At 41.0% G+C, this 22,705-nt stretch carries 21 protein-coding genes; 4 read left to right on the forward strand and 17 right to left on the reverse strand.

Annotated features, from left to right (window positions below; translation table 11 throughout):
• The first annotated feature begins 5 nt into the window (after positions 1-5).
• Positions 6-2,081: a type I pullulanase gene (gene pulA / locus NFR56_RS04895; protein WP_251457984.1), complete on the forward strand. Its 2,076-nt coding sequence runs from the start codon at positions 6-8 to the stop codon at positions 2,079-2,081.
• Between the two features lie 28 nt (positions 2,082-2,109).
• Here pulA and NFR56_RS04900 read toward each other — a convergent pair whose 3' ends face one another.
• From NFR56_RS04900 to NFR56_RS04950, 11 genes are all read right to left on the reverse strand, one after another.
• Positions 2,110-3,051, reverse strand: a complete 942-nt coding sequence (locus NFR56_RS04900) for a YitT family protein (RefSeq protein WP_003009152.1) — start codon at positions 3,049-3,051, stop codon at positions 2,110-2,112.
• Positions 3,052-3,126: 75 nt separating this feature from the next.
• The gene (aspS, locus tag NFR56_RS04905; RefSeq protein ID WP_251457987.1) at positions 3,127-4,881 is read right to left on the reverse strand and encodes an aspartate--tRNA ligase; all 1,755 of its coding nucleotides are present in this window, start codon (positions 4,879-4,881) and stop codon (positions 3,127-3,129) included.
• A 97-nt stretch (positions 4,882-4,978) separates the two neighbouring features.
• Positions 4,979-5,203: a hypothetical protein gene (locus NFR56_RS04910; RefSeq protein ID WP_021154124.1), complete on the reverse strand. Its 225-nt coding sequence runs from the start codon at positions 5,201-5,203 to the stop codon at positions 4,979-4,981.
• Between the two features lie 251 nt (positions 5,204-5,454).
• Positions 5,455-6,723, reverse strand: coding sequence for a D-alanyl-lipoteichoic acid biosynthesis protein DltD (gene dltD / locus NFR56_RS04915; protein ID WP_251457990.1), 1,269 nt, complete (start codon positions 6,721-6,723; stop codon positions 5,455-5,457).
• Positions 6,716-6,955 carry a D-alanine--poly(phosphoribitol) ligase subunit DltC gene (gene dltC, locus NFR56_RS04920; RefSeq protein ID WP_003002265.1) on the reverse strand — a complete coding sequence of 80 codons (240 nt, stop codon included), beginning with the start codon at positions 6,953-6,955 and terminating at the stop codon, positions 6,716-6,718. The genes dltD and dltC overlap by 8 nt, the downstream gene beginning before the upstream one ends.
• 15 nt (positions 6,956-6,970) lie before the next feature.
• A complete protein-coding gene (dltB, locus tag NFR56_RS04925) occupies positions 6,971-8,224 on the reverse strand; it encodes a D-alanyl-lipoteichoic acid biosynthesis protein DltB (protein WP_031574727.1) in 1,254 nt (417 codons plus the stop codon).
• Entirely contained in the window at positions 8,221-9,771 is a 1,551-nt protein-coding gene (dltA, locus tag NFR56_RS04930; protein WP_251457992.1) for a D-alanine--poly(phosphoribitol) ligase subunit DltA, read from the reverse strand. Before dltA ends, dltB begins: the two co-directional genes overlap by 4 nt.
• Before the next feature lie 18 nt (positions 9,772-9,789).
• On the reverse strand, positions 9,790-9,918 hold the full coding sequence (locus NFR56_RS04935) for a teichoic acid D-Ala incorporation-associated protein DltX (protein WP_251457995.1): 129 nt from the start codon (positions 9,916-9,918) through the stop codon (positions 9,790-9,792).
• A 167-nt stretch (positions 9,919-10,085) separates the two neighbouring features.
• The gene (locus NFR56_RS04940) at positions 10,086-11,345 is read right to left on the reverse strand and encodes a S41 family peptidase (RefSeq protein WP_251457999.1); all 1,260 of its coding nucleotides are present in this window, start codon (positions 11,343-11,345) and stop codon (positions 10,086-10,088) included.
• A gap of 92 nt (positions 11,346-11,437) precedes the next feature.
• The gene (locus NFR56_RS04945; protein ID WP_251458002.1) at positions 11,438-12,121 is read right to left on the reverse strand and encodes a DUF4956 domain-containing protein; all 684 of its coding nucleotides are present in this window, start codon (positions 12,119-12,121) and stop codon (positions 11,438-11,440) included.
• Complete coding sequence (locus NFR56_RS04950) at positions 12,114-12,893, reverse strand: polyphosphate polymerase domain-containing protein (protein WP_251458005.1); 780 nt, start codon at positions 12,891-12,893, stop codon at positions 12,114-12,116. The genes NFR56_RS04945 and NFR56_RS04950 overlap by 8 nt, the downstream gene beginning before the upstream one ends.
• A 215-nt stretch (positions 12,894-13,108) precedes the next feature.
• On the opposite strand from NFR56_RS04950, the gene NFR56_RS04955 reads away from it, so the two are divergent.
• A complete protein-coding gene (locus NFR56_RS04955; RefSeq protein ID WP_251458008.1) occupies positions 13,109-14,356 on the forward strand; it encodes a carbohydrate-binding domain-containing protein in 1,248 nt (415 codons plus the stop codon).
• 89 nt (positions 14,357-14,445) lie between these two features.
• Entirely contained in the window at positions 14,446-15,129 is a 684-nt protein-coding gene (locus NFR56_RS04960; RefSeq protein WP_049495738.1) for a DUF4947 domain-containing protein, read from the forward strand.
• Positions 15,130-15,215: 86 nt separating this feature from the next.
• Here the strand turns inward: NFR56_RS04960 and NFR56_RS04965 are convergent, their stop codons facing one another.
• A complete protein-coding gene (locus NFR56_RS04965; RefSeq protein ID WP_251458011.1) occupies positions 15,216-18,011 on the reverse strand; it encodes a YhgE/Pip domain-containing protein in 2,796 nt (931 codons plus the stop codon).
• Between the two features lie 134 nt (positions 18,012-18,145).
• Here NFR56_RS04965 and NFR56_RS04970 point away from each other — a divergent pair, with 134 nt between their 5' ends.
• Positions 18,146-18,679: a TetR/AcrR family transcriptional regulator gene (locus tag NFR56_RS04970; RefSeq protein WP_003001962.1), complete on the forward strand. Its 534-nt coding sequence runs from the start codon at positions 18,146-18,148 to the stop codon at positions 18,677-18,679.
• A 189-nt stretch (positions 18,680-18,868) separates the two neighbouring features.
• Here NFR56_RS04970 and rpsD read toward each other — a convergent pair whose 3' ends face one another.
• The 5 genes from rpsD to NFR56_RS04995 form a co-directional block, all read right to left on the reverse strand.
• The gene (gene rpsD / locus NFR56_RS04975; protein WP_003002210.1) at positions 18,869-19,480 is read right to left on the reverse strand and encodes a 30S ribosomal protein S4; all 612 of its coding nucleotides are present in this window, start codon (positions 19,478-19,480) and stop codon (positions 18,869-18,871) included.
• A 205-nt stretch (positions 19,481-19,685) separates the two neighbouring features.
• The gene (locus NFR56_RS04980) at positions 19,686-20,417 is read right to left on the reverse strand and encodes an ABC transporter ATP-binding protein (protein ID WP_045760049.1); all 732 of its coding nucleotides are present in this window, start codon (positions 20,415-20,417) and stop codon (positions 19,686-19,688) included.
• A complete protein-coding gene (locus tag NFR56_RS04985; RefSeq protein WP_045760050.1) occupies positions 20,410-21,405 on the reverse strand; it encodes an ABC transporter substrate-binding protein in 996 nt (331 codons plus the stop codon). Before NFR56_RS04985 ends, NFR56_RS04980 begins: the two co-directional genes overlap by 8 nt.
• A gap of 57 nt (positions 21,406-21,462) precedes the next feature.
• Positions 21,463-22,221: an ABC transporter permease gene (locus tag NFR56_RS04990; RefSeq protein WP_003009181.1), complete on the reverse strand. Its 759-nt coding sequence runs from the start codon at positions 22,219-22,221 to the stop codon at positions 21,463-21,465.
• 210 nt (positions 22,222-22,431) lie between these two features.
• Positions 22,432-22,704 (reverse strand): Veg family protein, encoded by a 273-nt coding sequence (locus NFR56_RS04995; protein WP_003009183.1) that lies wholly within the window; start codon positions 22,702-22,704, stop codon positions 22,432-22,434.
• Between the last annotated feature and the right edge of the window lies 1 nt (position 22,705).

The following is a 22,705-nucleotide window of genomic DNA, read 5'->3' on the forward strand; positions in this document are numbered from 1 at the left end:
TCTTTATGTCTACATTTACTGCTTATTTAGATGACCAAGACCTCATTCGTATCCAAAAGGGAGAGGAGCATATCCTTCCTTTTTATTTGAAAACGAACCAAGGTCATCTTGCCTTAATCCCTGTCAAAACGTCAAGTGCAGCGACTGACACAGGAGACTATTTCTTAAGCCCTATTCCACTTGAACTCGGAGAAGAGTACACCATCTACGATGCTACTGGAAATTCTTCTATACTCCACTATCGAAACATCGTTCGCAAACCCATTTTCGATCAAACCTTCACCTATACTGGAGAAGATTTAGGAAGTTTTTACACACCAAATCAGACGCAATTTAAATTCTGGGCACCCATTTCGCAAGATGTGACCCTTCATATCGAAGATCAGGTCTATCCGATGAATCGTACAGAAAACGGTGTCTGGGAACTCGTGCTCAAAGGAGATTGGGAAGGAGCTGCCTACCACTATGAGTTTCGTGTCAATGGCCTAGAACGTCGAATTCACGATCCCTATGCTCTATCCTCTTTAGCGAACTCTGGAGATAGCTTGGTCATCGACCGGAAGAAGATCACACGTCCTATCACGCGTGCCACTCGTCAATTAGACCCGACAGAAGCACTCATCTACGAGATGAGTGTTCGTGATTTCTCTGTCCAAAAAGAGGCTGGCTTTAAACACCCGGGTAAGTTTAAAGGTTTGACAGAGTCGCCCCAACTCAATGGCCAGGTTCTTGGATTTGATTACCTTCAAAAACTGGGCATTACCCATGTACAGTTACTTCCTGTCTACGATTTCGGTAGTGTCGATGAAGAGGATCAATGGAAAGCCTACAACTGGGGCTATGATCCTGTTCAATACAATGTTCCAGAAGGAAGCTATGCGAGTGATCCTAACGATCCTTATGCGCGAATCCTAGAGCTCCAAGACACCATTGACACCTATCATCAGGCCAATCTGAGTGTCATCATGGATGTAGTCTACAATCACGTCTACCAGGCAGATGAGTACGCTTTTGAACAGATCGTTCCTGGTTATTTCTACCGCTATAATGCAGAGGGAGAGCGGACCAATGGAACCTTCTGCGGAAATGACGTGGCAAGTGAGCGCTCCATGGTGAGACACTATATCAAACAATCTCTCAAACAATGGGTTTCCCTCTACGGCTTTGATGGTTTCCGCTTTGACTTGATGGGAATCCTAGACATTCCAACTATGACAGAGATTGCAGAAGAACTCCGTGAAATCTATCCTAACATCTATCTCTATGGGGAAGGGTGGAAGATGGATACCGGCTTCTCTGAAGATCAGCTCGCTCACCAGTATAATGCGAAACGATTACCAGTCTTTGGCTTTTTCAGTGATAACTTCCGGGATACGATCAAGAGAACACTTGTAGCCGGTCACCGTCGTGAGAGTCAACATTCTGCGAATGATTTCGCTAACATTCTAACGGCGAATGTCGGGAAGCTAGGGCCTGCTCATTTCACCCAACCTCAACAAGCCATTCAGTACGTCGAATGCCACGACAATGCAACTGTTTTTGATTATTTCCAACTTGAAAAGGAAGAGATTCGTCTAGAAGATCGAAAAGCTCTCTCACGATTAGCTCTTCATTTAGTGTTACTAGCTCAAGGAGTGCCGTTTATCCATGCTGGTCAAGAATTTTATCGCACAAAAGGGCTCGAAGACAACACCTATAACTTGCCAGATAGTCTCAACCAATTGGACTGGACATCCCTTTCAAAATGCCAAGAAGAAATTGCTTTTCTTGAAGAATTGATTGCTTATCGGAAATCACAGTCACTCCTTCGTTTGAAAAAAGGGCAAGAGATTCGCGACTACTGTGATGTCAAATGGTTGTCTGATCATCATTTGATCTACACGATTGAGAAAGATCGTGAAAAAATAACGATTCTTGTCAATATCGGTGAGCAAGAACAGACCTATCAACATCTGAGTGATAGTCAGCTGTTATTTGCCTATCCTCATGCCAACCTAAAAACCCCTATTCCTAAAGGAAAGGAACTTTCTATTCCTGCCCATAGTTGGCTTCTTCTCCACGAAACTGAATCAACAAAATAAAGGTCACCACAATGTGGGACCTTTATTTTTATTCTTCTGTTTCCACAAAGCGTCCAATGATATGAACGTTTTCTGAAATGGTGATAAAAGCCTGAGGATCAGCTTTTTTCATAATATATTTGAATTCATTAAACTCTGCACGCGTAATAACTGTCAGCAGAACCGCTTTTTCCTGATGGTTATAGGTTCCTTCTGCATTGTGGATAATGGTTGCTCCGCGATGCAATTTTTTATGAATTTTTTCAATAATGGCATCTGGTTGGCTCGTTACGATCATTGCCTGCATCCGTTTTTGCTTGGTAAAGACAGCATCCGTTACTCGACTCGATACGAAGATGGTAATCATAGAGTAAAGAGCATACTTCCAACCAAAGGTCAGACCAGCAATCAACATGATGGTCCCATTGACCAAAAAGGAGATACTGCCGACATTCTTTCCTGTCCGTTTTCGAATCGTCAAACTAACAATATCCGTTCCTCCACTGGAAATGTTGTTCCGAAGAGCAAAACCAATCCCTGTTCCCATGACAACCCCACCAAATAGGGCATTCATGATCGGATCGTTGGTCAACGTAATCACTGGCACGAACTGAATAAAGAGGGAACTCATCGAAACAGTAATAAAGGTAAAGATGGTAAATTTATGGCCAATTTGATACCAAGCCACAATCATCAAAGGGATATTGATGGCATAAAAGGTCAAGGAAACGGGAATCGTAAAGCCAATAAAGCGTTGGCTCAGAACAGATAAAATCTGAGCTAGACCTGTTGCACCGCTGGAGTATACATGTCCTGGTTGAAAGAAGAAGTTGACGGCAATCGCTGATAGAAAACCATACAGCAAGGAAGCTGACACTTTTTCATCGTATTTCTCACGGGAGATGCTCTTCAGCACGCGCAATAATTTAATGTTATAAGCTAGTCGCCGCACATGATAGCGAAATAGCTTATGAAAGCGAATTTTTTTCATTTTCAATCCATCGATTAGAAGAAAAGGAAAATCTTAGAGCAACTGATTCCTAGACTCTCCCTTTTCTCTCTTGTCCTATTCTTGCTCTGCTACTTCTACTTGAAGATTTAACTCATCCAATTGCTTTTCAGAAACGACAGAAGGAGCTTGTGTCATTGGATCTGTCGCCTTGTTATTCTTAGGAAAGGCAATGACTTCCCGAATATTATCTTCACCTGCAAGAAGCATCACGAAGCGGTCCAAACCAATTGCCAATCCTCCATGTGGTGGGAAACCATAATCCATTGCTTCCAACAAGAAACCAAATTGTTCATTGGCAGCTTCTTTTGTAAATCCAAGCGCCTTAAACATCCGTTCTTGTAAATCTTTATGATTAATCCGTAGGCTTCCTCCACCTAATTCATAGCCATTTAAGACGATATCATAGGCAATTGCTCGAACTTTTGAAAGATCTCCTTCCAATTCATGCTCTGTTTCAGCTTGTGGGAGTGTAAATGGATGGTGAGCAGACATATAACGGCCTTCTTCTTCAGACCATTCAAACATTGGCCAATCCACTACCCAAAGGAAGTTGTATTGATTGTTGTCAATCAAGTCAAGCTCTTTCGCAAGACGAACACGCAAAGCACCAAGCGTTGCATTGGCTACTTCAAGAGTATCTGCTACAAAAAGAACTAGATCTTTGTCTTCTAACTGTAAAGCAGCTGTCAAGTCACTTGTCAAGTCTGTCAAGAACTTCGCAACAGGACCGTTCAAAGTACCCTCAGCATATTTCACCCAAGCAAGACCTTTTGCACCGTATTGCTTCGCAACTTCTGTCAATTTATCGATGTCTTTACGAGAGTAATGATCCGCTGCACCTTTGACAACAATCGCCTTAACTGCTGGAGCTTCTGAGAAGACTTTGAAGTCTACACCCTTGACAAGCTCTGTCAAGTCTTGGAGCAACATTTCAAAACGTGTATCTGGTTTATCTGAACCATACAAGGCCATAGCGTCATCATAATTCATCCGTGGGAATGGGAGTGTTACTTCAATTCCCTTGGTTTCTTTCATGACACGTGAAATCAAGCCTTCTGTGATATCCTGGATTTCTTGATCACTCAAGAAAGAAGTTTCCAAGTCGACTTGTGTAAACTCAGGTTGACGGTCTCCCCGTAAATCCTCATCACGGAAACACTTCACGATTTGATAATAGCGATCAAATCCAGCATTCATCAACAATTGTTTTGTAATTTGAGGACTTTGAGGAAGGGCATAGAAATGACCCTTATTGACACGGGAAGGAACCAAATAGTCACGTGCTCCTTCTGGAGTTGACTTAGAAAGAAACGGTGTTTCCACATCAATAAATTCTAATTCATCTAAGTAATTGCGAATCGAATGGGTTACTTTTGCACGGAGTTTGAGGTTTTCCAACATCTCAGGACGACGAAGATCTAAGTAGCGGTAACGAAGACGAGTATCATCATTGGCTTCAATACCGTCCTTGATTTCAAATGGTGTTGTTTTGGCAGTATTGAGAACCGTAATAGCTTCTACCTTGAGTTCTACTGCTCCTGTAGGCAAGTTTGGATTAGCTTGTTCACGAGCTTCCACAAGACCTGTCACTTCTACAACATATTCACTACGGATGCTTTCAGCTGTAGCCATCACTTCTGCACTAACTGTTTCTGGATTGATCACCAATTGCATGATCCCTTCGCGGTCGCGTAGATCGATAAAGATCAAACCACCCAAGTCACGACGACGGCTAACCCATCCTTTCAAGGTAATACGAGTTCCAATGTGTTCTTCACGAACACGTCCAGCATACATTGAACGTTTCATTTCTAATTAATCTCCAAACTAATATTCTTCCTTCTATTTTACCATAAAGACCAGCAGAAAGTGGCCTTTAGCTCAACTTTTTCAGTCACCAACTTCTTTAATTATCGTGGCTCTCTTCTTTCTTTTTGGGATCATCGTAGAGAGTGGGTGCTAGCACCTTCATTAAAGTCGCCGTCCCAAATCGCAAGACAGCTGCTGCTAGTCCAAAAATAGGGGATAGGTAGCGGAAAAAGAAATCTCCCCTAAGCACATAGGTCATGCCACCCACAATAAAAAAGATCACAATTCCCTGAACGATTGCGTAAAACCAAATTTTTTTCACACTATTCTCCTTTTCACAAACCAGCTGACTTATCCACTGTTTTTTATCACTTATCCACAAAAATGTGGATAACTTTCACCTTTTGCCCCCTCAAAAGAAGAAGCGTCGTCAGCATCAGGACTTGTTTTCATCCATTTACAAGCAAGTTTCCCACAACCTGTGGATAACTCTCTTGCTTATTTGTGACTTTCTCGTCACTTTCCTCACAAATCAAGGAGCCAGGATTTGATCCTGCCCCCTTTGATCAAGCATTATTTAAATTCGTCTGGTGTCCCTTTATATTGGGCCCAGTCTTTGCTGAAGAAGCGATCATTTAGATGGTAAGTTGGTGCTTTTTCAGCCTTTGTGACAAAGGGATTGACCGCTTTATCAAAGGCTAGCCAACCATTCCATCCCATATGAATCGTATCTTCCATAAAGTAAGGCTGATCACCATCTTTAGAAAAGTCTGCAATATTGGTGAATCCTTGACTTTCCAATTGGTAACGAATCTTTTGAACAGCCTGTTCATACTTTTCTTGGCTCAAGCCTGTGTATTTCATCCATTTGGCATTAACTGGAGGAATGACAAAGATAACATTGGTCCGAGATTTAGCAAACTGGTCTAGAACCAACTGCAAGTCATTGTACTCAGGAGATTGAACATAGGATTCGTTTTTTTGGAAACCTTTTAGTTTCTTCAACTTCATTTTTAAACGAGTATTGTAAAAATGATTGCTGATTCCAAGGTCGTTGTTATTGGTTTTGACTTTTGCTTCAGCCGTTGCAATTTCTTCCAATTTCTCATATGAGAATTGATCTGGTAAATCTTGTAGACGTTTTTTAACCTTCTGATCATAATTCCCATTTGTACGCGTTGCAAGATTACTAAACAAAGCATCTTCGCGTTGGACAAGGTGGGAAACAAACTGGTTCAAAGACTGATCAAATCCGGAAATTTTCTTTCCTTGAGAAATTTTCGTTACAACACTTTGAAAAGCGACGTTTGGATACTGTTGTAACAGACGCTTTGCAGCATACTGGGATGCAGCATCCTGTTTATGATTGGCAATAAAGCTATTTAACTGATCGCTATTAAAGAATTGTTGAAAGGCAGAGGAATCGTATCCCTTTTTGGTGAACCATTGCGGAGAAACTACATAAACAGCTGTATTGTCCTTGAGTTCTGGCAAAATCTGTTGCATCCCAAAATACTGGTTCAAAGAAGCCGCACCACGTTCTCCTAAAAAGTAGGGTCTGTAATTGCGGTCATATTTTTCAGCCAAAACTGCTGGATGCACCACATCAAAACGCAACCATTCACTTGAGCCGAAATAAGGAACAAATCGATGCTGTGGATCAGAAAGTGCTTCTTGCTTCTTTGTACGACTCTTGAAGCCTTCTGCATTCAGACTAACCGCAGCTTTTTTCTCTTCGGTATAGTTGTGCTTATGATTGATTGGATAAAAGAATAATAAAGCTGTTACCATGAGGAGCGCGCAAAATACGGGCCCTAAAATCAGCCACAAACGCTTAAGCATTCTGAAGCTCCGTTACACCTTCTACGATCTTGTTAGCAGTATTCCAATCATCGCGTCCAAATTCAGATACAGGAACACGGATGCCAAAGCGATTTTCCAATTCCACAATCAATTCGACTGTTCCCATACTATCAAGGACACCCGCATCAAAGAGATCCTCATCCATCATGTCTGAGACATCTTCCATAAACAATTCGTCAATAATTTCAATTACTTGTGATTTTACATCCATTTTTCTATTCTCCTTTTATTTCAATTTTGGAAACCATTGTTGATCCAAGAATCCTGAGAAAATCAGGAAGGACAGCATCACTGTGTTAAAGGTGATAAAGATCCCCAAAGCTTTGGTCCAACGATTGTCCGGTATAGGATCCAATCCTTTTGCTTTTCTTTCTTTATTGATGGTCTTTTTCTTACGAATCCAAGCATCATTGATAACCAGTCCAAGCCCATGGAAGAGCCCATAAGCGATGTAGTACCAGGTCACCCCGTGCCAGAAGCCCATGACCAACATATTGATAATATAGGCAACATTTGAGGTGGTAATTCGGCTCTTGAATACTTTATTGCGCATCAATACCATCACGAGACGCATAAAGACAAAATCACGGAACCAGAAAGACAAACTCATATGCCAACGATTCCAGAATTCCTTTAAGTCACGTGATTTAAAGGGACGATCAAAGTTGATTGGACTTTTAATTCCCATCAAATTTGAAGCTGCTAAAGCAAACATCGAATAGCCCGCAAAGTCAAAGAAGAGGTCAAAGCCATAAACATACATGACTCCCAGCGTTCCGATATTGAAGAATCCACCTTGAGACAAGGCATAGGTCTGCACATGTCCTAACAATAAGTGACCAAAAATATGAGCTAGGATAAATTTATAAAGGAAGCCATACATGATATACTTAACAGCTTGCTCCAACATATCCAATAATTCTTCACGCTCAGGAATAGCGTTATAATCCTCATTAAAACGCTTGAAACGATCAATCGGCCCACTTGAGAAGGTCGGCATAAAGAGCATAAAGCGTAAGAATTCCCAGAGTGTGAATTCTTTCAAGACACCATCTCGCATTTCGATGATCATTCCGACAGCCCGGAAGGTTAAATACGAAATCCCTAAAAATCCAAACAAGGATTGGTGCCCATTCTTGATTGCTGGCTCTACCTTCACAAAGATCAGAGGCAAGACAGACAAGAAGGAATGAAGATAGAAAATCCACTTATTGTCCGCTTTCTGACGATAAATCTTGTAGGAATACACAATCAAAATTTGCCAGACTACGTAAAAGAGCAAGGCATAAATTTGCTTGAGATTCGAACCTGTCAGCATCAAAATGATAAAGATCAGACTCACCAGTCCTTCATAGATCGGAAATCTCTTTTTGAAAAAGAGGCCCACAAAGATCGGCAAAAAAGCTAGAATGAGGTAGATAAAATAGATCGGTGTTCCATAGTGTTCTAAATGAGGGAGCTGTTTCAAAAACTCGATCATCGGTTGTTAACCTCGCTAATCAACCCTTTGATGTCGATTTTCCCGTTTGGTGTTAATGGCAGGCTGTCACGATAGAGGAATTTTGAAGGCATCATATAAGACATCATGATGTTTTCTAAATCTTCCTTAATGGCTTTCGTGATATCAATTTCGCGCTCAAATTGTTCTTTGACGCCCTCTTTTAAGATGACATAGGCCAAGAGATTTTGGACCTTGTGATCTTTATTATAACGCGGTACAGCGACTGCTGAGTCAATATACTTCGATTTGTTCAAGTTTTGAGAGACATCCTCTAGCTCGATACGATAACCGTTAAACTTGATTTGGAAGTCCATCCGTCCACCATAGAGAAGGAGACCTTCATCCGTCATGGTTCCGACATCTCCCGTATGGTAGGCTGGAAGGCCTTCAAATTCGAAGAAGGCTTCTGCTGTTTTCTCTGGATTATTCATATAACCTTTTGAAACGGCTGGGCCAGATACGATGATCTCCCCTTGCTCACCATTTGGCAATTTGTTTCCTGCCTCATCAATAATGAAGGTTGGAGAATCTTCTTTGGTATAACCAATTGGTAGACGTTTCAAAGTCGCTAACATCTCATCTGTTACGGCTACAGCCGAAAGAGCTACAGTTGCTTCTGTTGGCCCGTAAGCATTGATGATACGCGTATTTGGGAAACGCTCGCGCAATTTCTGAGCAGTCTTGACTGTCAACTCTTCCCCATCAAAGTAGAAATGGGTGATTCCTGGCATTTTTTCAGCATTGAAATCTTCAGACAACATAGCCATATCTGCGAAAGATGGTGTTGAAGTCCAGATAGCAATCGGAAGAGAAAAGATGGTCGCAAAGAGTTGTTTGAAGTCTTGAGTAATGGCTGATGGAAGAGCAAAAAGCGTTCCTCCAAGAGCCAAGGTCGGTGCCCAGTACATGACAGACAAGTCAAAGGAATAGGGCGGTTGCGCCAACATTTGCGGACGCTCTGGCGTTGCAAATTCCTTGTCCGTAATCATCCAGTTGGTAAAGCTGAGCAAGTTATCGTGCGAAATTTGCACCCCTTTTGGCTTCCCAGTTGTCCCTGAGGTAAAGATGATGTAGTAGTTATCATCCCCTTTGACCGGATGTTTCAAGTCATAGGCATGCTGAGCCGCATAAGCTTCACGCACTTGCTCCAAGGACATGATTGGAGCAGCTGGATTTTCCAATGGAAATTCATTGATAGCAATAATCAAGCTTGGCTCTGCTACTTCAACAATGGCAGACACGCGCTCCAAGGCAGAGTGGCTATCAATTGGGATATAAGCATGGCCAGATTTGGTCAAAGCCACAAAGGTTGCTAACATTTCATATTCTTGTCCACCAAAGACAACAACAGGTGACTTTTCAGGAAGTCCCATTTGGTCAATATGGGCAGCCAAGCTATCTGAATCAGCCTTCAATTGCCCATAGGTATGCTCCTCACCAAGGACATTGTAGACCGGATAGTCTGGTTGTAGTTGCGCATAACGTTCAATTGTCTCGATCATATCGTGAATAGGTTGGTTTGACACGGGTAGGAGTCTCCTTTTCTAAAATTCGTTGTAGATAAAGCCACCCTGACCTTGACCAAGGTAACTAAAGAAATAAAGTAGGGCTAGGAAAATGGCAAAATACAAGACCGTCTGCCCGATAAATTTATAAAGTGTTTGATGTTTCATAAGTTTCACTCTTCATTTTGATTATTACTCTCTATTTTACCATTTTTTATACCAAGTAAGCAATTTTAAACATAGTGAGAACCCTCTGGAAAACGTTATCATTTCAGACATTTATCCCTTCTAACCAAAGAATTTTTCTTCTTTACATTTTCTGATGAGAATTCTTTTTATTTTATGTTGCTCTGACGAATTAACTCCAGACACTTGTCCAGATCCACATCTCTTTCAAAATGGTCAGGACTCCAAGGAATCTCTATATCCGGTTCAACACCTTGATCCGTCATTCCTTTGCCTTGATCCAGGCTTAGACAGCGAGAAGTAGGAAACATCAATCGATAATCACCATAATCAACGGTACAACAATTGGAATAGTCTAAAATTCCGAGAGTTGGTCTACCTACCACCGTTACCTTCTTAAATTGCTTCATCATCTGGACAAAATTATCTCCAGAAGAAGCGCAGTAGATGTCTGATAAGACAAAGATCCGTTCGGGATAGTGGCCTCCTCTAACCTCTGGGAAGAATTCCTCGCTTTCTTGCTGATACGGTACATAGCCTTTCCCCCGATGGCAGAGCAATTCTTCTTTCATCTCTTCAAGCAGTTTAATGGTTTCAGGACTAATTTCTTCCTGTTGCAACCAGTCCTCAAAGTCTTTCAAGCGCAGGTCAACATTGCTCTCCGTATAGAGAATTTCCATGCCATCATCATCCCAGTCAAGCGAATCATAACCCTGATCCTTCTCTAAACCTAGATGTAATAGAGGGAAGTATAAAGAATCTGTCCCTCCGCCGTTCTGTCGGACATCAATGAGAAGGAACTTGACCTCCGTCATCATCGGTAAGCACTCTTGGTATACCCGACTAATAGCTCCCTCATCCATAAAGTTATCCAGACGAAGGTAAAGGATCTCATCGTCTAATCGTTTCCAAAAGATCTGATCTTGGATCGGCTCTCGACTGGGCGCTACTTCAATGATCTTTTCTACCCCTTTCCGGAGAAGAGTGACACTTCTTGACTGAGAGACCAAATCCGCCCATTCTCGGTAATGTCTTTCGGGGGTCTTACTGATAAAATAGTCCTTATGAAGAGACGCTACCTGCTCCAAATCACTTCCATCCAGACCTAGGATCTGGTCCCCTGCTTGGAGACCCGTATCTTCATTAGCTTCCTCAACATACAGTTTCTGTCCATTTATTCTCAAAAGGAACCCTTTTTGACTGGCCTTTTTATCTCGAAAGGAAACATGCCCGATCACCCCAAAACTAGCTAGGTAAGCCTTAACTTGATAGAGAAAGGCATCATCTGTCATATCATCTGTAATGTTTTCTCGAAAAGGCTCTGGATCGCATCCTTTTCGATCCTTGCTGGTAGATGAATCATGGGTCATAATAGAGACGACATCTTCAAAAATAGCAGTCTTTTTCATAAAGGATTCCTTCCATTTTTTAGAAACAGTATACCACTTTTTCTTAAAAAGTTCTTAAACCCCTAAAAAACTATCCTAAAGTAGGATAGCCGTTATAAATTCTTTCTTTTCTTCGCTTTCTTTGTCAGAGCGACATCACAATTTTCAATCTTGCTAATCAATAGATTGGCAAGGGCAAAATCATCGATGTTCGATTCCATATTTACCTCATAGTTCAAGGTCAGTTGTTCTCCAGCTTGGGCCGTTGTGACAGAAATAAAGTCAATTTCTGAACAACTTTTATCTAAAAACTGGCTGATTTGTTCTGCAACAGAATCTTGTTTTAAGACGGTAATGGTCAAATGACGGCGCCGTTGATGATCTGCCTTACTCTGTTTGTTCTCTAATACCAGCCACACTCCTAGTAAAGAAAGGGTTGATAAAATGGCCAATAAAAGATAGCCTGAACCCGCCGCTAGTCCTATAATCATAGCTAAGAAAATGGCAATCAACTCTCTAGAACCACTCGTAGCTGACCGGAAACGGATCAAACTAAAGGTCCCTGCCACTGCAATCGAGGTTCCCAAACTTCCATTGACCAAAAAAATCACTAAGGTCATCATACAAGGAAGCAAGGTCAAACTAATGACAAACTCTCGAGTGTAAAGTGTCCGGTATTTATAGGTCCAAGATAGGGCCATCCCTAGAAAGAGGCTGACCAAAAGGGCCAGCAACAAGCGCAAGGGATCCACCGTTGCTGTGGCATTATTAAAAATAGAATCAAATAGATTAGACATAGGCAGCACCTACCGTTTCTTGAACTGGTCTTGGGGCATAATCCAAGCCTTGTGATTTATGATAAGCACAGCTATATTTTGAAAATTTCTGTTTCACCAAACCATACTTCTCTAAAATATCCTTTAGCCATTTAGGTTCTTGGCCAGGAGCCTTAATTTCCATGATCACGAAGTCATCCTCTAGTAGAGGTTCTCCTTTCTTCCCATCAAAAAGGCTAACAGCCTGGTCTCGAAAGACTAAGTTTTGATCGATTGTCACGCGAATCTTTTGATAAGGATAACCCTGAATGGATTTCTTTTCTTTGAGAGACAAGCGATCGTAATAAATGATCATCCGTGGTTCCAATCGATGACCATAACGTTTGCGCAATCTCTGAATCTCTTGCACTAAGTCTGGATCTTGTATCTGATGATCTACTTTCCCATCTGTCATCAAGTTGATAATGGCTTGCGAAGTGGCGACTAGACGGAATTTATGGCCAATTCCTTCTTCATCTTTTGACTTCACCTCTAGAAATACTGGACTGTCTGCTTGAGGTTTTTCTATATAAGTCCGCATCCGAATTTTTTCACGGCGGTGTTGTTTGGCAAGAGCATCTTGAATGACATCAAAATTTTCCGTATCAAAATAAATGTTTGAAATGGTTGAGGTTGGGTAATCATCTTCTAAGACGTATTCTTTTAAGTCTTTGATCAAGTCCTTCACGTCATCTTTTGTGACGATATATTTTGTTTCGATTCGTTTGAAACTTGTCTCAATTGTTTTTTTCATGTTTCTTCTCCTTTAAGGGGGGATCTATTGTTTCTAAACTTCAGTAAGTATGAATACGACTTACGTGCTTTCTAGTTTAATGGGACTTTCTTAACTGGTCATTAAGCCAAACTTAAAGAAAACTAAAGTTAAGGTTCCTTTCAGAAAAACTTTAGGAAACTTTCAGCTAGCAACTTTAGACTAGGAGCATATCAATTGAACGAGAGGAAAAGCTCATGAAATCAAACAAATGGAAATTTTTATTAACGGGGGCCGTAACCCTCACCTTACTGACAGCTTGCACCCAGGCGTCATCACAATCAGCTACAAAAAGCAATACTGCACAAACAACCGCTACTTCTACTTCAAAAAATAAAACAAACAGTTCCAACTATTTTACAGATAAGGACAAGGACAGCTCTTATGATGAAAGCAAAGCATCTACTGTAAAACTATCTGGTTCGTCTGCAAGTGTATCAGGTGACGGCGTAGCTGTATCTGGATCAACTGTGACCATCTCAAAGGCTGGAACCTATGTCATCTCTGGTGAATCCGATGGGGTTCAAATCAAGGTCGAAGCGGGTGACTCAGACGATGTTCACATCGTCTTGAAAGGCGTTACCATGACCAACACCAACGCGCCAATTTCTGCTACGAAAGCAGGGCATGTCTACCTCACTCTAGCAGACGGCACGACCAATACCTTGTCTGATTCAAGTTCAAACAATGATGAAGATGCCGACGCAGTGATCTTCTCTAAAGGCGACCTCACCATCAATGGTTCAGGTACGCTCAACATTGACGCTAAGAAGAACAACGGTATCAAAGCCAATGACACTCTCCATATCACAGGTGGAACCTATAAGATCACGGCTGTAGGAGATGCCTTCAACGTCAATGACGAACTCAATATCACTGGTACGACCATGACCATCGATGCAGATGAAGATGCAGTCAAGGTAGATAATGATGAAGATACTTCGGTCGGAACCATGTATCTTTCAGATAACAAAATGACCATCACTGCAGGAGACGACGGAATCCATGCTTCTGGTGATCTGATCATCGATAGCGGAACCTACAAGGTAACAGAGTCTGTCGAAGGTCTCGAAGGAAAATCGATCACCATCAACGGTGGAGATATCACCATCTACGCAACTGATGACGGGGTCAATGCAGCCAATGCTAATGCCAACCAAGATGAAATTTTCTTCACCATGAATGGTGGAACACTCAACGTTGAAGTTGGCCAAGGCGATACCGATCCAATTGATTCGAATGGAAATATCACCGTTACCGGAGGAACCATTAAATTAACGGGTCAATCTGGATTCGACTTTGATGGTACTGCTACCTACACTGGCGGAGACATCTATATCAACGGTGAAAAACAAACGGAAATTGTCAACTCCATGCCTGGAGGCGGTGGTGCTCCCGGAGGTGGCGGACCTCAAGGCGGTGGACCTGGAGGCGGGCATCCATAATAACAAACAAAGGCAGGATTTCTTCCTGACCTTTTTTTGTTACCCTTTTTATGATAGAATAGAAAATCAATCAGCTTATCGAAAGGAACATGATGAAAAAACAAACACTCCCTCTTTTGTTCACACTCTTGCTGTCTCTTCTTTTTCTATCAGCCTGTGTGCCGGACCTTAAGATCAACTTTAAAAAAGTACCCACTGCTACCAGCTCAAAAAAGAAAACCTTTAAAAAAAGTAGCTCGAGTCGTTCTAGCCTCCCGAGTCGCTCAACCAGTTCAAATAGCTCAAGCAACTCCTCTAGCTCTCCCTCAACTACTACGGAAACCTCTTCTGACATCGTCACGACCGAAGGACTCCCTAAAAATGCTCAAGAAGCTCCAAAAGATAAGATTTATGCGACAGGGAACCTAAAAGTAGCCTACTCTAGAAATGACGATAAAATTTTTGCACAGACGCCGGATTATGAAGGATATACCACCGCTCTTGTCCAAACAATTCTTGGAAGTCCTGAAAAACAAATAACAGACCCTGCTTATATTGCCGAATCTTTTGAAAATACCGAATTAGAAAATATTAAAGGGCTCTACCACGAGGGAAAAATCACAGGGGAACAAGCTCACGCCTTTTTGATGGGAGCTGTCGATCTCAAACAAGCTTCTAAATTCGGAGTAAACTACACCATTTACACCTATAAAAACAACACTATCCAACTGGTCTTTGAAAACGACCAACTTCTCTATATTACTCCAAATCCTGATGTCGTCTTCTTTAAATAATTTACATTCTCGCTTAGACAAGCGAGAATTTTTGTTTCACATGAAACAAAAAACTCCCAACACATTCTGTTGGGAGTTCCCGAAGATTAGTCCTCTTCATATTGTTTTGGATTATAGAACCACATTCCTAGCCCTGCAAAAAGAGCAATAGTCATCAAAAGGAAGGCCACTTGATTTCCAATTTCTCCTGTCATCGAAATCGTTTGACGAAGACCAGAAACGGTATAGCTCATTGGCAAGAATGGATGAATGGCTTGGAAAAAGCCATTTGTCAAAGCAAGAGGATAGGTTCCTGCACTAGAAGCCAATTGCAAGAGCAAGAGGATCAAGGAAAGGAAAGCACCGATCTTTCTTTGCCATGTTGTCAAAGCAGTCACGATAGACATGAAGGCCACACTACCAATCACACAAAGGAAGAGAGTAGCCATCTCATGATTAGCTGATAAACCATTCAAGTGAACGGCACCATAGACCAAGACTCCTGCAATCACCGCAATCGTTCCGTTGACCTCAAAGCGAGATTTAAACCATGCCCAGCGACTTTCAGGATGACGACCGGATGGCAATTTTGCAAAGATCATATTGGTTGACAAGGCACAAACAAAGAGTGCTACAGAGATCATATAAGGAGCCATTCCGACACCATTCACCGGGACATTGTCACGGTCTGTTTTAGACAAAGTGACAGGATCTGCTAAGGTTTTTGCGTTTTCTTTTTCAGTTGTAGCAGCATTCAATTGTCCCTTAGCATCGTTTAATCCTTGACTCAAGGTTTGGTTTCCTGTTGCTAATTCACCTAAACCATTTGTCAATGTTTGGCCACCTGCTGCTAATTTGCCAGACCCATCTGAGATTTGATTTGCACCGTCGGCTAGTTTATCAGCTCCGGTCACCAGTTGACCTGATTTTTCTGTCAACTGATTGACACCAGTGACAAGTTTATTGACACCACCTGCCAACTCTGGAGTCTTGCTGTTCAATTGTCCTACACCGTCAGCTAATTTTCCAGCACCAGCAACCAATTCACCCGACTTACCTGTTAATTGGGTCGCTCCTGAAGCCAGTTGATTCATGCCTGATGTCAAGGCAGGCATCTTTCCATTTAACTCACCTAGACCAGAAGCTAATTGATTGCTTCCTGCAAGTAATTCTGATGATTTACTATCTAGTTGGCCAACACCTGCTGCTAACTGACTAGCCCCATTTGTTAAAGTACTGCTATTCGTCTGAAGTTGGGTTGCTCCATTAGCGATTTTATCGACACCAGCTGTATAAGCGCTGATCCCTTGACTGATGGTTTGACTAGCTGGCAACAATTGTCCACTAACTGCGGATTGGATCTTAGACAAGCCACTTGACAAGTCTGTCAAGGTAGAAGAAGCTGTCGGTAAAACTTGATTGGCTGCCGTTTGCAGTTGTGTCAAGCTATTTCCTGTATTCAAACTACCTTGGATCGTTTGAATCGTAGTCAAGATTCCTTGAGCCGCCGTTTCACTCGAGCTTGGGCTCGATGAGATTGCCGCATTGATTTCCGCTTGTTGGTCAGCTGTCATTGCTTGATAGGCTGCTGTCCCTTGCACACTTGCAAGGGCATTTGCACGATCCGCTTGGGCTGAAGCAAGGATTGATTGAGCTGAATTCGCAATACTCGTCAATCCAGACGAAAGTTGACTGGTATCTACTGTAGCATTTTGAATCGCTGCATTTAATTGGTTTAAACCTGCTGCCAATTGATTAATCTGAGCGGATTGACTTGTAGAAGCTTGTAGCTGGCTTGATAATGTTTGAATACCTGATTCTAATTGTGAAACCCCATTTCGAAGGGTAGCAGATTGACTACTTAATTGACCCGCTCCCTCTGATAAAGTAGCGACTCCATTTGTATAGGTTGCTAAACCATTTGAAAAGTTAGACAGGCCTGAATTCAATTGACGCACACCATTGATATAATTCCCAAGACCATCATTGAGGGTACCCATACCGCTGGTTAACTGACCAACTCCTGAGGCCAACTGAGGGGTTTGACTCGCCATTTGATTGAGACCATTTCCTAATCGATCCACTCCGGTAGCGTAAGCCATCAAGCCTGTATTAAAAGTACCAAACCCATTATTTAATTGATTGACGCCAGATACCAAGTTTGGAAGTTGACCAGCCATTTGATTGAGACCTTTTCCTAATTGACCAACACCATCTGTATAAGCCGCAAGACCCGTACGAAGAGTGGTTGCACCATCTGAAAATGCTAAGCTTGAACGAGCCAATGTATTCAAATTAGTAGACAGTGTTTGACCACCATCTTCCAATTTACTTGCACCATCTGCTAATTTAGCACTTCCATCTGCCGCTGTCCCCATACCAGTTTTAAGCGACCCCATTTTAGAAAATAAAGCTGTTGTATATGTATTGGTCACTTTTTCAGCCACTGACTGCTTCATTTTTGTCATCGCAGTATCGCTCATTTTTCCTGCAATAAAACTATGACCACTGGACGTTTGGTAATCAATGGTCATCTGTTCCGGATGATTGGTTAAGATGGAGCTAGCTTTTTTTGAAAGATCCTCAGGCAGGGTTACAATCATATAATAATCGCCATTTTTGAGACCATCTTTCGCAGCTTTCTCATCTACAAAATGAAAATCAAGTGAGTCATTGTCCTTCAAATTGGACACCATGTCTTTTCCGATTTCCATTTTTTGTCCATTATATGTAGCAGATTGATCCTTATTGACAACCGCTACAGGAAGATCCGAAACTTGGCCATATGGATCCCACATGGAAGATAGAAAAATAATATTATAAAGAGCTGGAATCAAAGCAACTCCAATCATGACAATGATAAATGTTGGCTTTTTAAGAATAGCCTTCCATTCTTTCATCATATTTTTTGTCTCCTTTTTATACACATTGTCTAAATTTCTGATATAATAGATTATACAGTTTCTAGAAATTTTCACAAGTAGAAAATCTTATTTTTTAGACACTGTGTACAATTTTGTGCAAAAAGGATTAACAGATGACTGAGAGCAATAAACGATTAAAAACAAAACGAAATATCGAGGAGGCGATGGTTCGACTACTCGAAAAGGAATCATTCGACCAAATCACAACGGTTGAGTTAGCACAAGAATCCGGCATTAGTCGCTCTAGCTTTTATACCCACTATCGAGACAAGTACGATATGATCGAGCGCTACCAACAAGCACTCTTTCACAAGCTTGAATATATCTTTGATAAACACCAAGATGACAAGCGCCAAGCGATTACAGAAGTGTTCGAATTTCTAACCAAGGAGCCACTCTTTGCGGTTCTTCTGACAGAGAATGGAACCAAGGAGATCCAAACCTTCTTACGACATAAATTACAGATTCTTCTGGTTGATAGTTTGCAAGAGCGCTATAGTCATAAATCATTAACAGATATTGAAAGAGTCTACAGTTCTGTCTATCTGACCAATGCTTTCTTCGGAGTCTGTCAGATGTGGGTTTCGCGCGGAAAAAAAGAAAGCCCTCAACAAATGGCTGAATTTTTAATGAAAATGTTACGGTAACAGTCTCTCCTGATCGATCTAGATCAGGAGTTTTTTTATTAGCAGATTTAGGTTTTAAGAAAACAAAAAACTTTCTCATTTAATGAAACAGCTTTAGAAAATTTGTAACTGAACAAACCCAGAAATCAACCCTTTAAGACAAAACAAAAAGCCCACTGTTGTAGGCTTTTTGCAAGTTTTTTCTTGAAATTAAAGCATTTTGTTGTAGAATTCAACGACAAGTGCTTCGTTGATTTCTGGGTTGATTTCATCGCGTTCTGGAAGGCGAGTCAATGAACCTTCAAGTTTGTCAGCATCGAATGATACAAATGCTGGACGTCCAACTGTAGCTTCAACAGCTTCAAGGATAGCTGGAACTTTAGCTGATTTTTCGCGAACTGAGATCACTTGACCTGGAGTTACACGGTATGAAGGGATATCAACACGTTTTCCGTCAACAAGGATGTGACCGTGGTTAACGAATTGACGAGCTTGACGACGAGTAGTCGCAAGTCCAAGACGGTAAACAACATTATCCAAACGACGTTCCAAAAGAAGCATGAAGTTGAAACCGACAGTTCCTTCTTTAACTTTAGTAGCTTGTACGAACAAGTTACGGAATTGTTTTTCACCAAGTCCGTAAGAGAAACGAAGTTTTTGTTTTTCAGCTAATTGCAAACCGTATTCTGACAATTTTGAACGGTTGTTTGGTCCGTGTTGACCTGGTACGTAGTTACGACGTGCCAATTCTTTACCTGTACCTGTAAGTGACAAGCCAAGACGGCGAGATTGTTTCCAAGATGGTCCTGTATAACGTGACATTTAAAATGTCCTCCTATAAAAATAATTTTTGTAGGAAATAACGTTTTAGACAAACCTGATTCGTTCAGAAAGCCTTCGCCCAAACAGCAAAGGTTACTTTTCTAGCTGACTTCCTGTTGACGAGCTTCATTTTGTCCTGCTGTCATTTCGCACAAATTCTATTCTATCACGGAATAGAAACTTTGTAAAGTCCTTCAAAACAATTTCAATGAAATTCAGCTAACAATTCTATGATTCGTTTTTTATATTGCAATTGTTGCCAGTCCCTATCCGTTGCTGGATCCCATTTTAAAGGAAGATCTGCAATAATTTCACCGGGATTATGATTCAAGATATAGACCCGGTCACTCAATGTCAAAGCTTCTTCGATACTATGAGTGATCACTAGAGTGGTGAGACCAAGACGTTCCTTACTTTCTAGATACCAGTGATAAAGATCCTGCCTTGTCAATTCATCTAAGGCACTAAAAGCTTCATCTAATAGGAAGACAGAATGACCCAGAAGATAGGTTCTCAATAGCGCCACCCGTTGCCGCATCCCCCCACTCAGCGCATTGGGATAAAGGTTGGCGATACTTCCTAATTTAAATTCATCTAACAATTTTAGAGCTGTAGATGTCGCCTCTTCCTTAGGAATCTTTTTTAATTGAAGGGGAAGAATAATATTTCCCAATACTGTCTTATGTTCCAACAAAAGATCTTTTTGTAGCATATAGCTGACTTTCCCAAAGGAGATCGGGGCATTATCTACTTCTATTGCGCCCTTTTGTATGGGAAGGATCCCAGCAATTAAATTAAACAAGGTTGATTTCCCTACCCCACTCGGACCTAGAATAGAGACGATTTCTCCTTTTTGCACTTCTAGTGATACATTATTTAAAACTGCTTTTTCTCCAAAAGAGAAACTTACATCTTTTACTGTTAAAATATCAGTCACCTACCAATTCATTTGTGAAACCTTTGTCTTCTAAGTCATTTGAAACCAATCCTTGCTCTTTTGCCCAAGCATAAAAAGCATTCCACCGCTTAGGATCAAACTGCCCCCACTTGTCCTTGTCTGAAGCATATTGACTAGAAAGATATTTTTGGGAAGCGAGTACAAAATCACGCTGGTTAGCTAAGGCAGGGGCCTGTTTAATCAAGATATCCGCTGCTTCTTCTGGATGCTCTATAGCATATTGGTAGCCTTTTTTCACCGCTTGAATGAATTTTTTTGCTTCCTCTTTATGAGACTTCAAATAGTCATTGTTAGCAATAATAACAGGCGAATAGTAGTCAAATGCAGGAACAAAATCTTTCATATAGAAGAAATTGGTCTTCATTCCCTTTTGCTCAGCCAAAATTCCATCCCAACCGTGATAAATCCAAGCAGCATCAAAGACCTTATTTTCAATCGGAGTAATGGAATTTGAATCACTATTTGGAACCAATTTTACTTGATTAAAATCAGCCCCTTCTTTTTTCATCATCGATTTGATCATTTCCAACTCAATCGGATCATTCCAGGTACCATACTTCTTACCCACCAAATCTTTTGGACTTGTGATCGCTGCATCTTTTCTTGAAATAATCCCTGACGTATTGTGTTCGACGATAGCTGCAACAGCGGTAATACCCGCACCTTTATCCAATTTCTTGGCCATAGAATCTTGGAAATAAATACCAAATGGAGCTTTCCCATTGATAATCAAATCAGAACTACTGTCTTCCGGCGGAAGTTTTATATCTACATCCAGTCCTGCATCTTTAAAATACCCTTTTTCCTTTGCTACATAGAGACCCGTATGATTGGTATTCGGGGTCCAATCTAGAATAAAATCAATCTTTTTCAAACCACTTGACGATTGCTTGACAGAATTTTGACAAGCACTCAAGAAAACAAATCCCAATATTATTGAGAAAAATAAACCTATTGACTTTTTCATTAGCTATACCTCTTTTACATTTTTGTCAATTTAATTTTTACACCATTTACAAGTTTGTCAATCCTTTTTCCATTTTAGAATGGTTCGTTCTAATTGGTCAACGAGAAACATACCGAGTAAACTAATAGCAGAAATTAATACAATGATCGCAAACATCGTATCATACTGAAATAACTTCTTCGATTGGATCATATAGACCCCCAATCCATCAAAACCTCCTAACCATTCTGAAACGACTGTACTGATAAAAGCATAGGAAACGCTCACACGTAAACCTGCAAAAAAATAAGGAAGCGCTGCAGGAATTTTATAATGGACTAAAGTCTGAAAGCGATTGGCTTGCATAATCTGAAACAATCTCAGAATATCTTGATCGCAATGCCGAAAACCATCTAACAGACTGACTACGATGGGAAATACCACCGTAATAATGATCAAAACTAGTTTTGGAAGCATACCATAACCAAACCAAAGAACCAGGATGGGGGCCAAGGCAATCGTCGGAATGGTTTGAATAACAACCATAAAAGGATAGACCAGATCATTCACCCATTGAAAACTATCCATGAGAATCGCAAAGCCAGCAGCAAGAAGAACCCCTATAACAAGTCCGATCAAGGCAACTTGAAGGGTAGACAAACTGTGATGAATCAGGAGAGCTCGATCTCGTACAAAGGCATTCCCAATTTCAAGTGGCGTTGGTAATACAAATTTGGGGAGGATATTTAAAAATCCTGCTAACTGCCATAAGACAAGAAGGCTGCTAAAACCTGCAAATCCTATCAACTGTTTTGAATATCTTTTTACAAGAGACATCGTAACCTCCTTTCTCACAAATAAAAAACGCCTCCAAAATAGGAGACGGATTGCACAAGGTCACTCATAACGAAAAATACATTTCATTTGTTTCCTACGCTGGCATTACCCAGATCAGGTGCGGTCGAAGCTTACACTTCCTCTCAGACTGTACACAGACTCCCATATGTATTTATTATAATAACTGATTTAGACGATAAAAGCAAGAAATTAATCCAAATAACGAATTAAATTTTTCTCTGTTAAAATATCTGAATAGGTGTAAGACTCCACGTATGTATTGGCCGGTTCACCTGGTAAGCTATTGTCGTTCGTATACTCGATAATAAATAAAGAAGGATAGACCTCAATCAAGCGTCCAAATTTATTTTTTTGACGTTTCCGTCCATTTTCAAGCGTCATTTCAACCACTTGTCCTTCATGGGCCTTGATTTCTTCTTTAATTTTTTTCATTTTTGCAACATCTGTAAATGCATCACTCATC

This window comes from Streptococcus caecimuris, assembly GCF_943193075.1.
Taxonomy (GTDB): domain Bacteria; phylum Bacillota; class Bacilli; order Lactobacillales; family Streptococcaceae; genus Streptococcus; species Streptococcus caecimuris.

Coding starts and splice junctions, on each gene's coding strand:
- dltD (WP_251457990.1), bottom strand. CDS start 6,723: ATGCTTAAGCGTTTGTGGCTGATTTTAGGGCCCGTATTTTGCGCGCTC.
- rpsD (WP_003002210.1), bottom strand. CDS start 19,480: ATGTCACGTTATACAGGACCATCTTGGAAACAATCTCGCCGTCTTGGC.
- NFR56_RS04960 (WP_049495738.1), top strand. CDS start 14,446: ATGATGAAAAAACAAACACTCCCTCTTTTGTTCACACTCTTGCTGTCT.
- NFR56_RS04995 (WP_003009183.1), bottom strand. CDS start 22,704: ATGAGTGATGCATTTACAGATGTTGCAAAAATGAAAAAAATTAAAGAA.
- NFR56_RS04950 (WP_251458005.1), bottom strand. CDS start 12,893: ATGAAAAAAACAATTGAGACAAGTTTCAAACGAATCGAAACAAAATAT.
- NFR56_RS04985 (WP_045760050.1), bottom strand. CDS start 21,405: ATGAAAAAGTCAATAGGTTTATTTTTCTCAATAATATTGGGATTTGTT.
- dltB (WP_031574727.1), bottom strand. CDS start 8,224: ATGATCGAGTTTTTGAAACAGCTCCCTCATTTAGAACACTATGGAACA.
- pulA (WP_251457984.1), top strand. CDS start 6: ATGTCTACATTTACTGCTTATTTAGATGACCAAGACCTCATTCGTATC.
- NFR56_RS04900 (WP_003009152.1), bottom strand. CDS start 3,051: ATGAAAAAAATTCGCTTTCATAAGCTATTTCGCTATCATGTGCGGCGA.
- dltC (WP_003002265.1), bottom strand. CDS start 6,955: ATGGATGTAAAATCACAAGTAATTGAAATTATTGACGAATTGTTTATG.
- NFR56_RS04940 (WP_251457999.1), bottom strand. CDS start 11,345: ATGAAAAAGACTGCTATTTTTGAAGATGTCGTCTCTATTATGACCCAT.
- NFR56_RS04965 (WP_251458011.1), bottom strand. CDS start 18,011: ATGATGAAAGAATGGAAGGCTATTCTTAAAAAGCCAACATTTATCATT.
- NFR56_RS04935 (WP_251457995.1), bottom strand. CDS start 9,918: ATGAAACATCAAACACTTTATAAATTTATCGGGCAGACGGTCTTGTAT.
- NFR56_RS04955 (WP_251458008.1), top strand. CDS start 13,109: ATGAAATCAAACAAATGGAAATTTTTATTAACGGGGGCCGTAACCCTC.
- aspS (WP_251457987.1), bottom strand. CDS start 4,881: ATGAAACGTTCAATGTATGCTGGACGTGTTCGTGAAGAACACATTGGA.
- NFR56_RS04990 (WP_003009181.1), bottom strand. CDS start 22,221: ATGTCTCTTGTAAAAAGATATTCAAAACAGTTGATAGGATTTGCAGGT.
- NFR56_RS04945 (WP_251458002.1), bottom strand. CDS start 12,121: ATGTCTAATCTATTTGATTCTATTTTTAATAATGCCACAGCAACGGTG.
- NFR56_RS04970 (WP_003001962.1), top strand. CDS start 18,146: ATGACTGAGAGCAATAAACGATTAAAAACAAAACGAAATATCGAGGAG.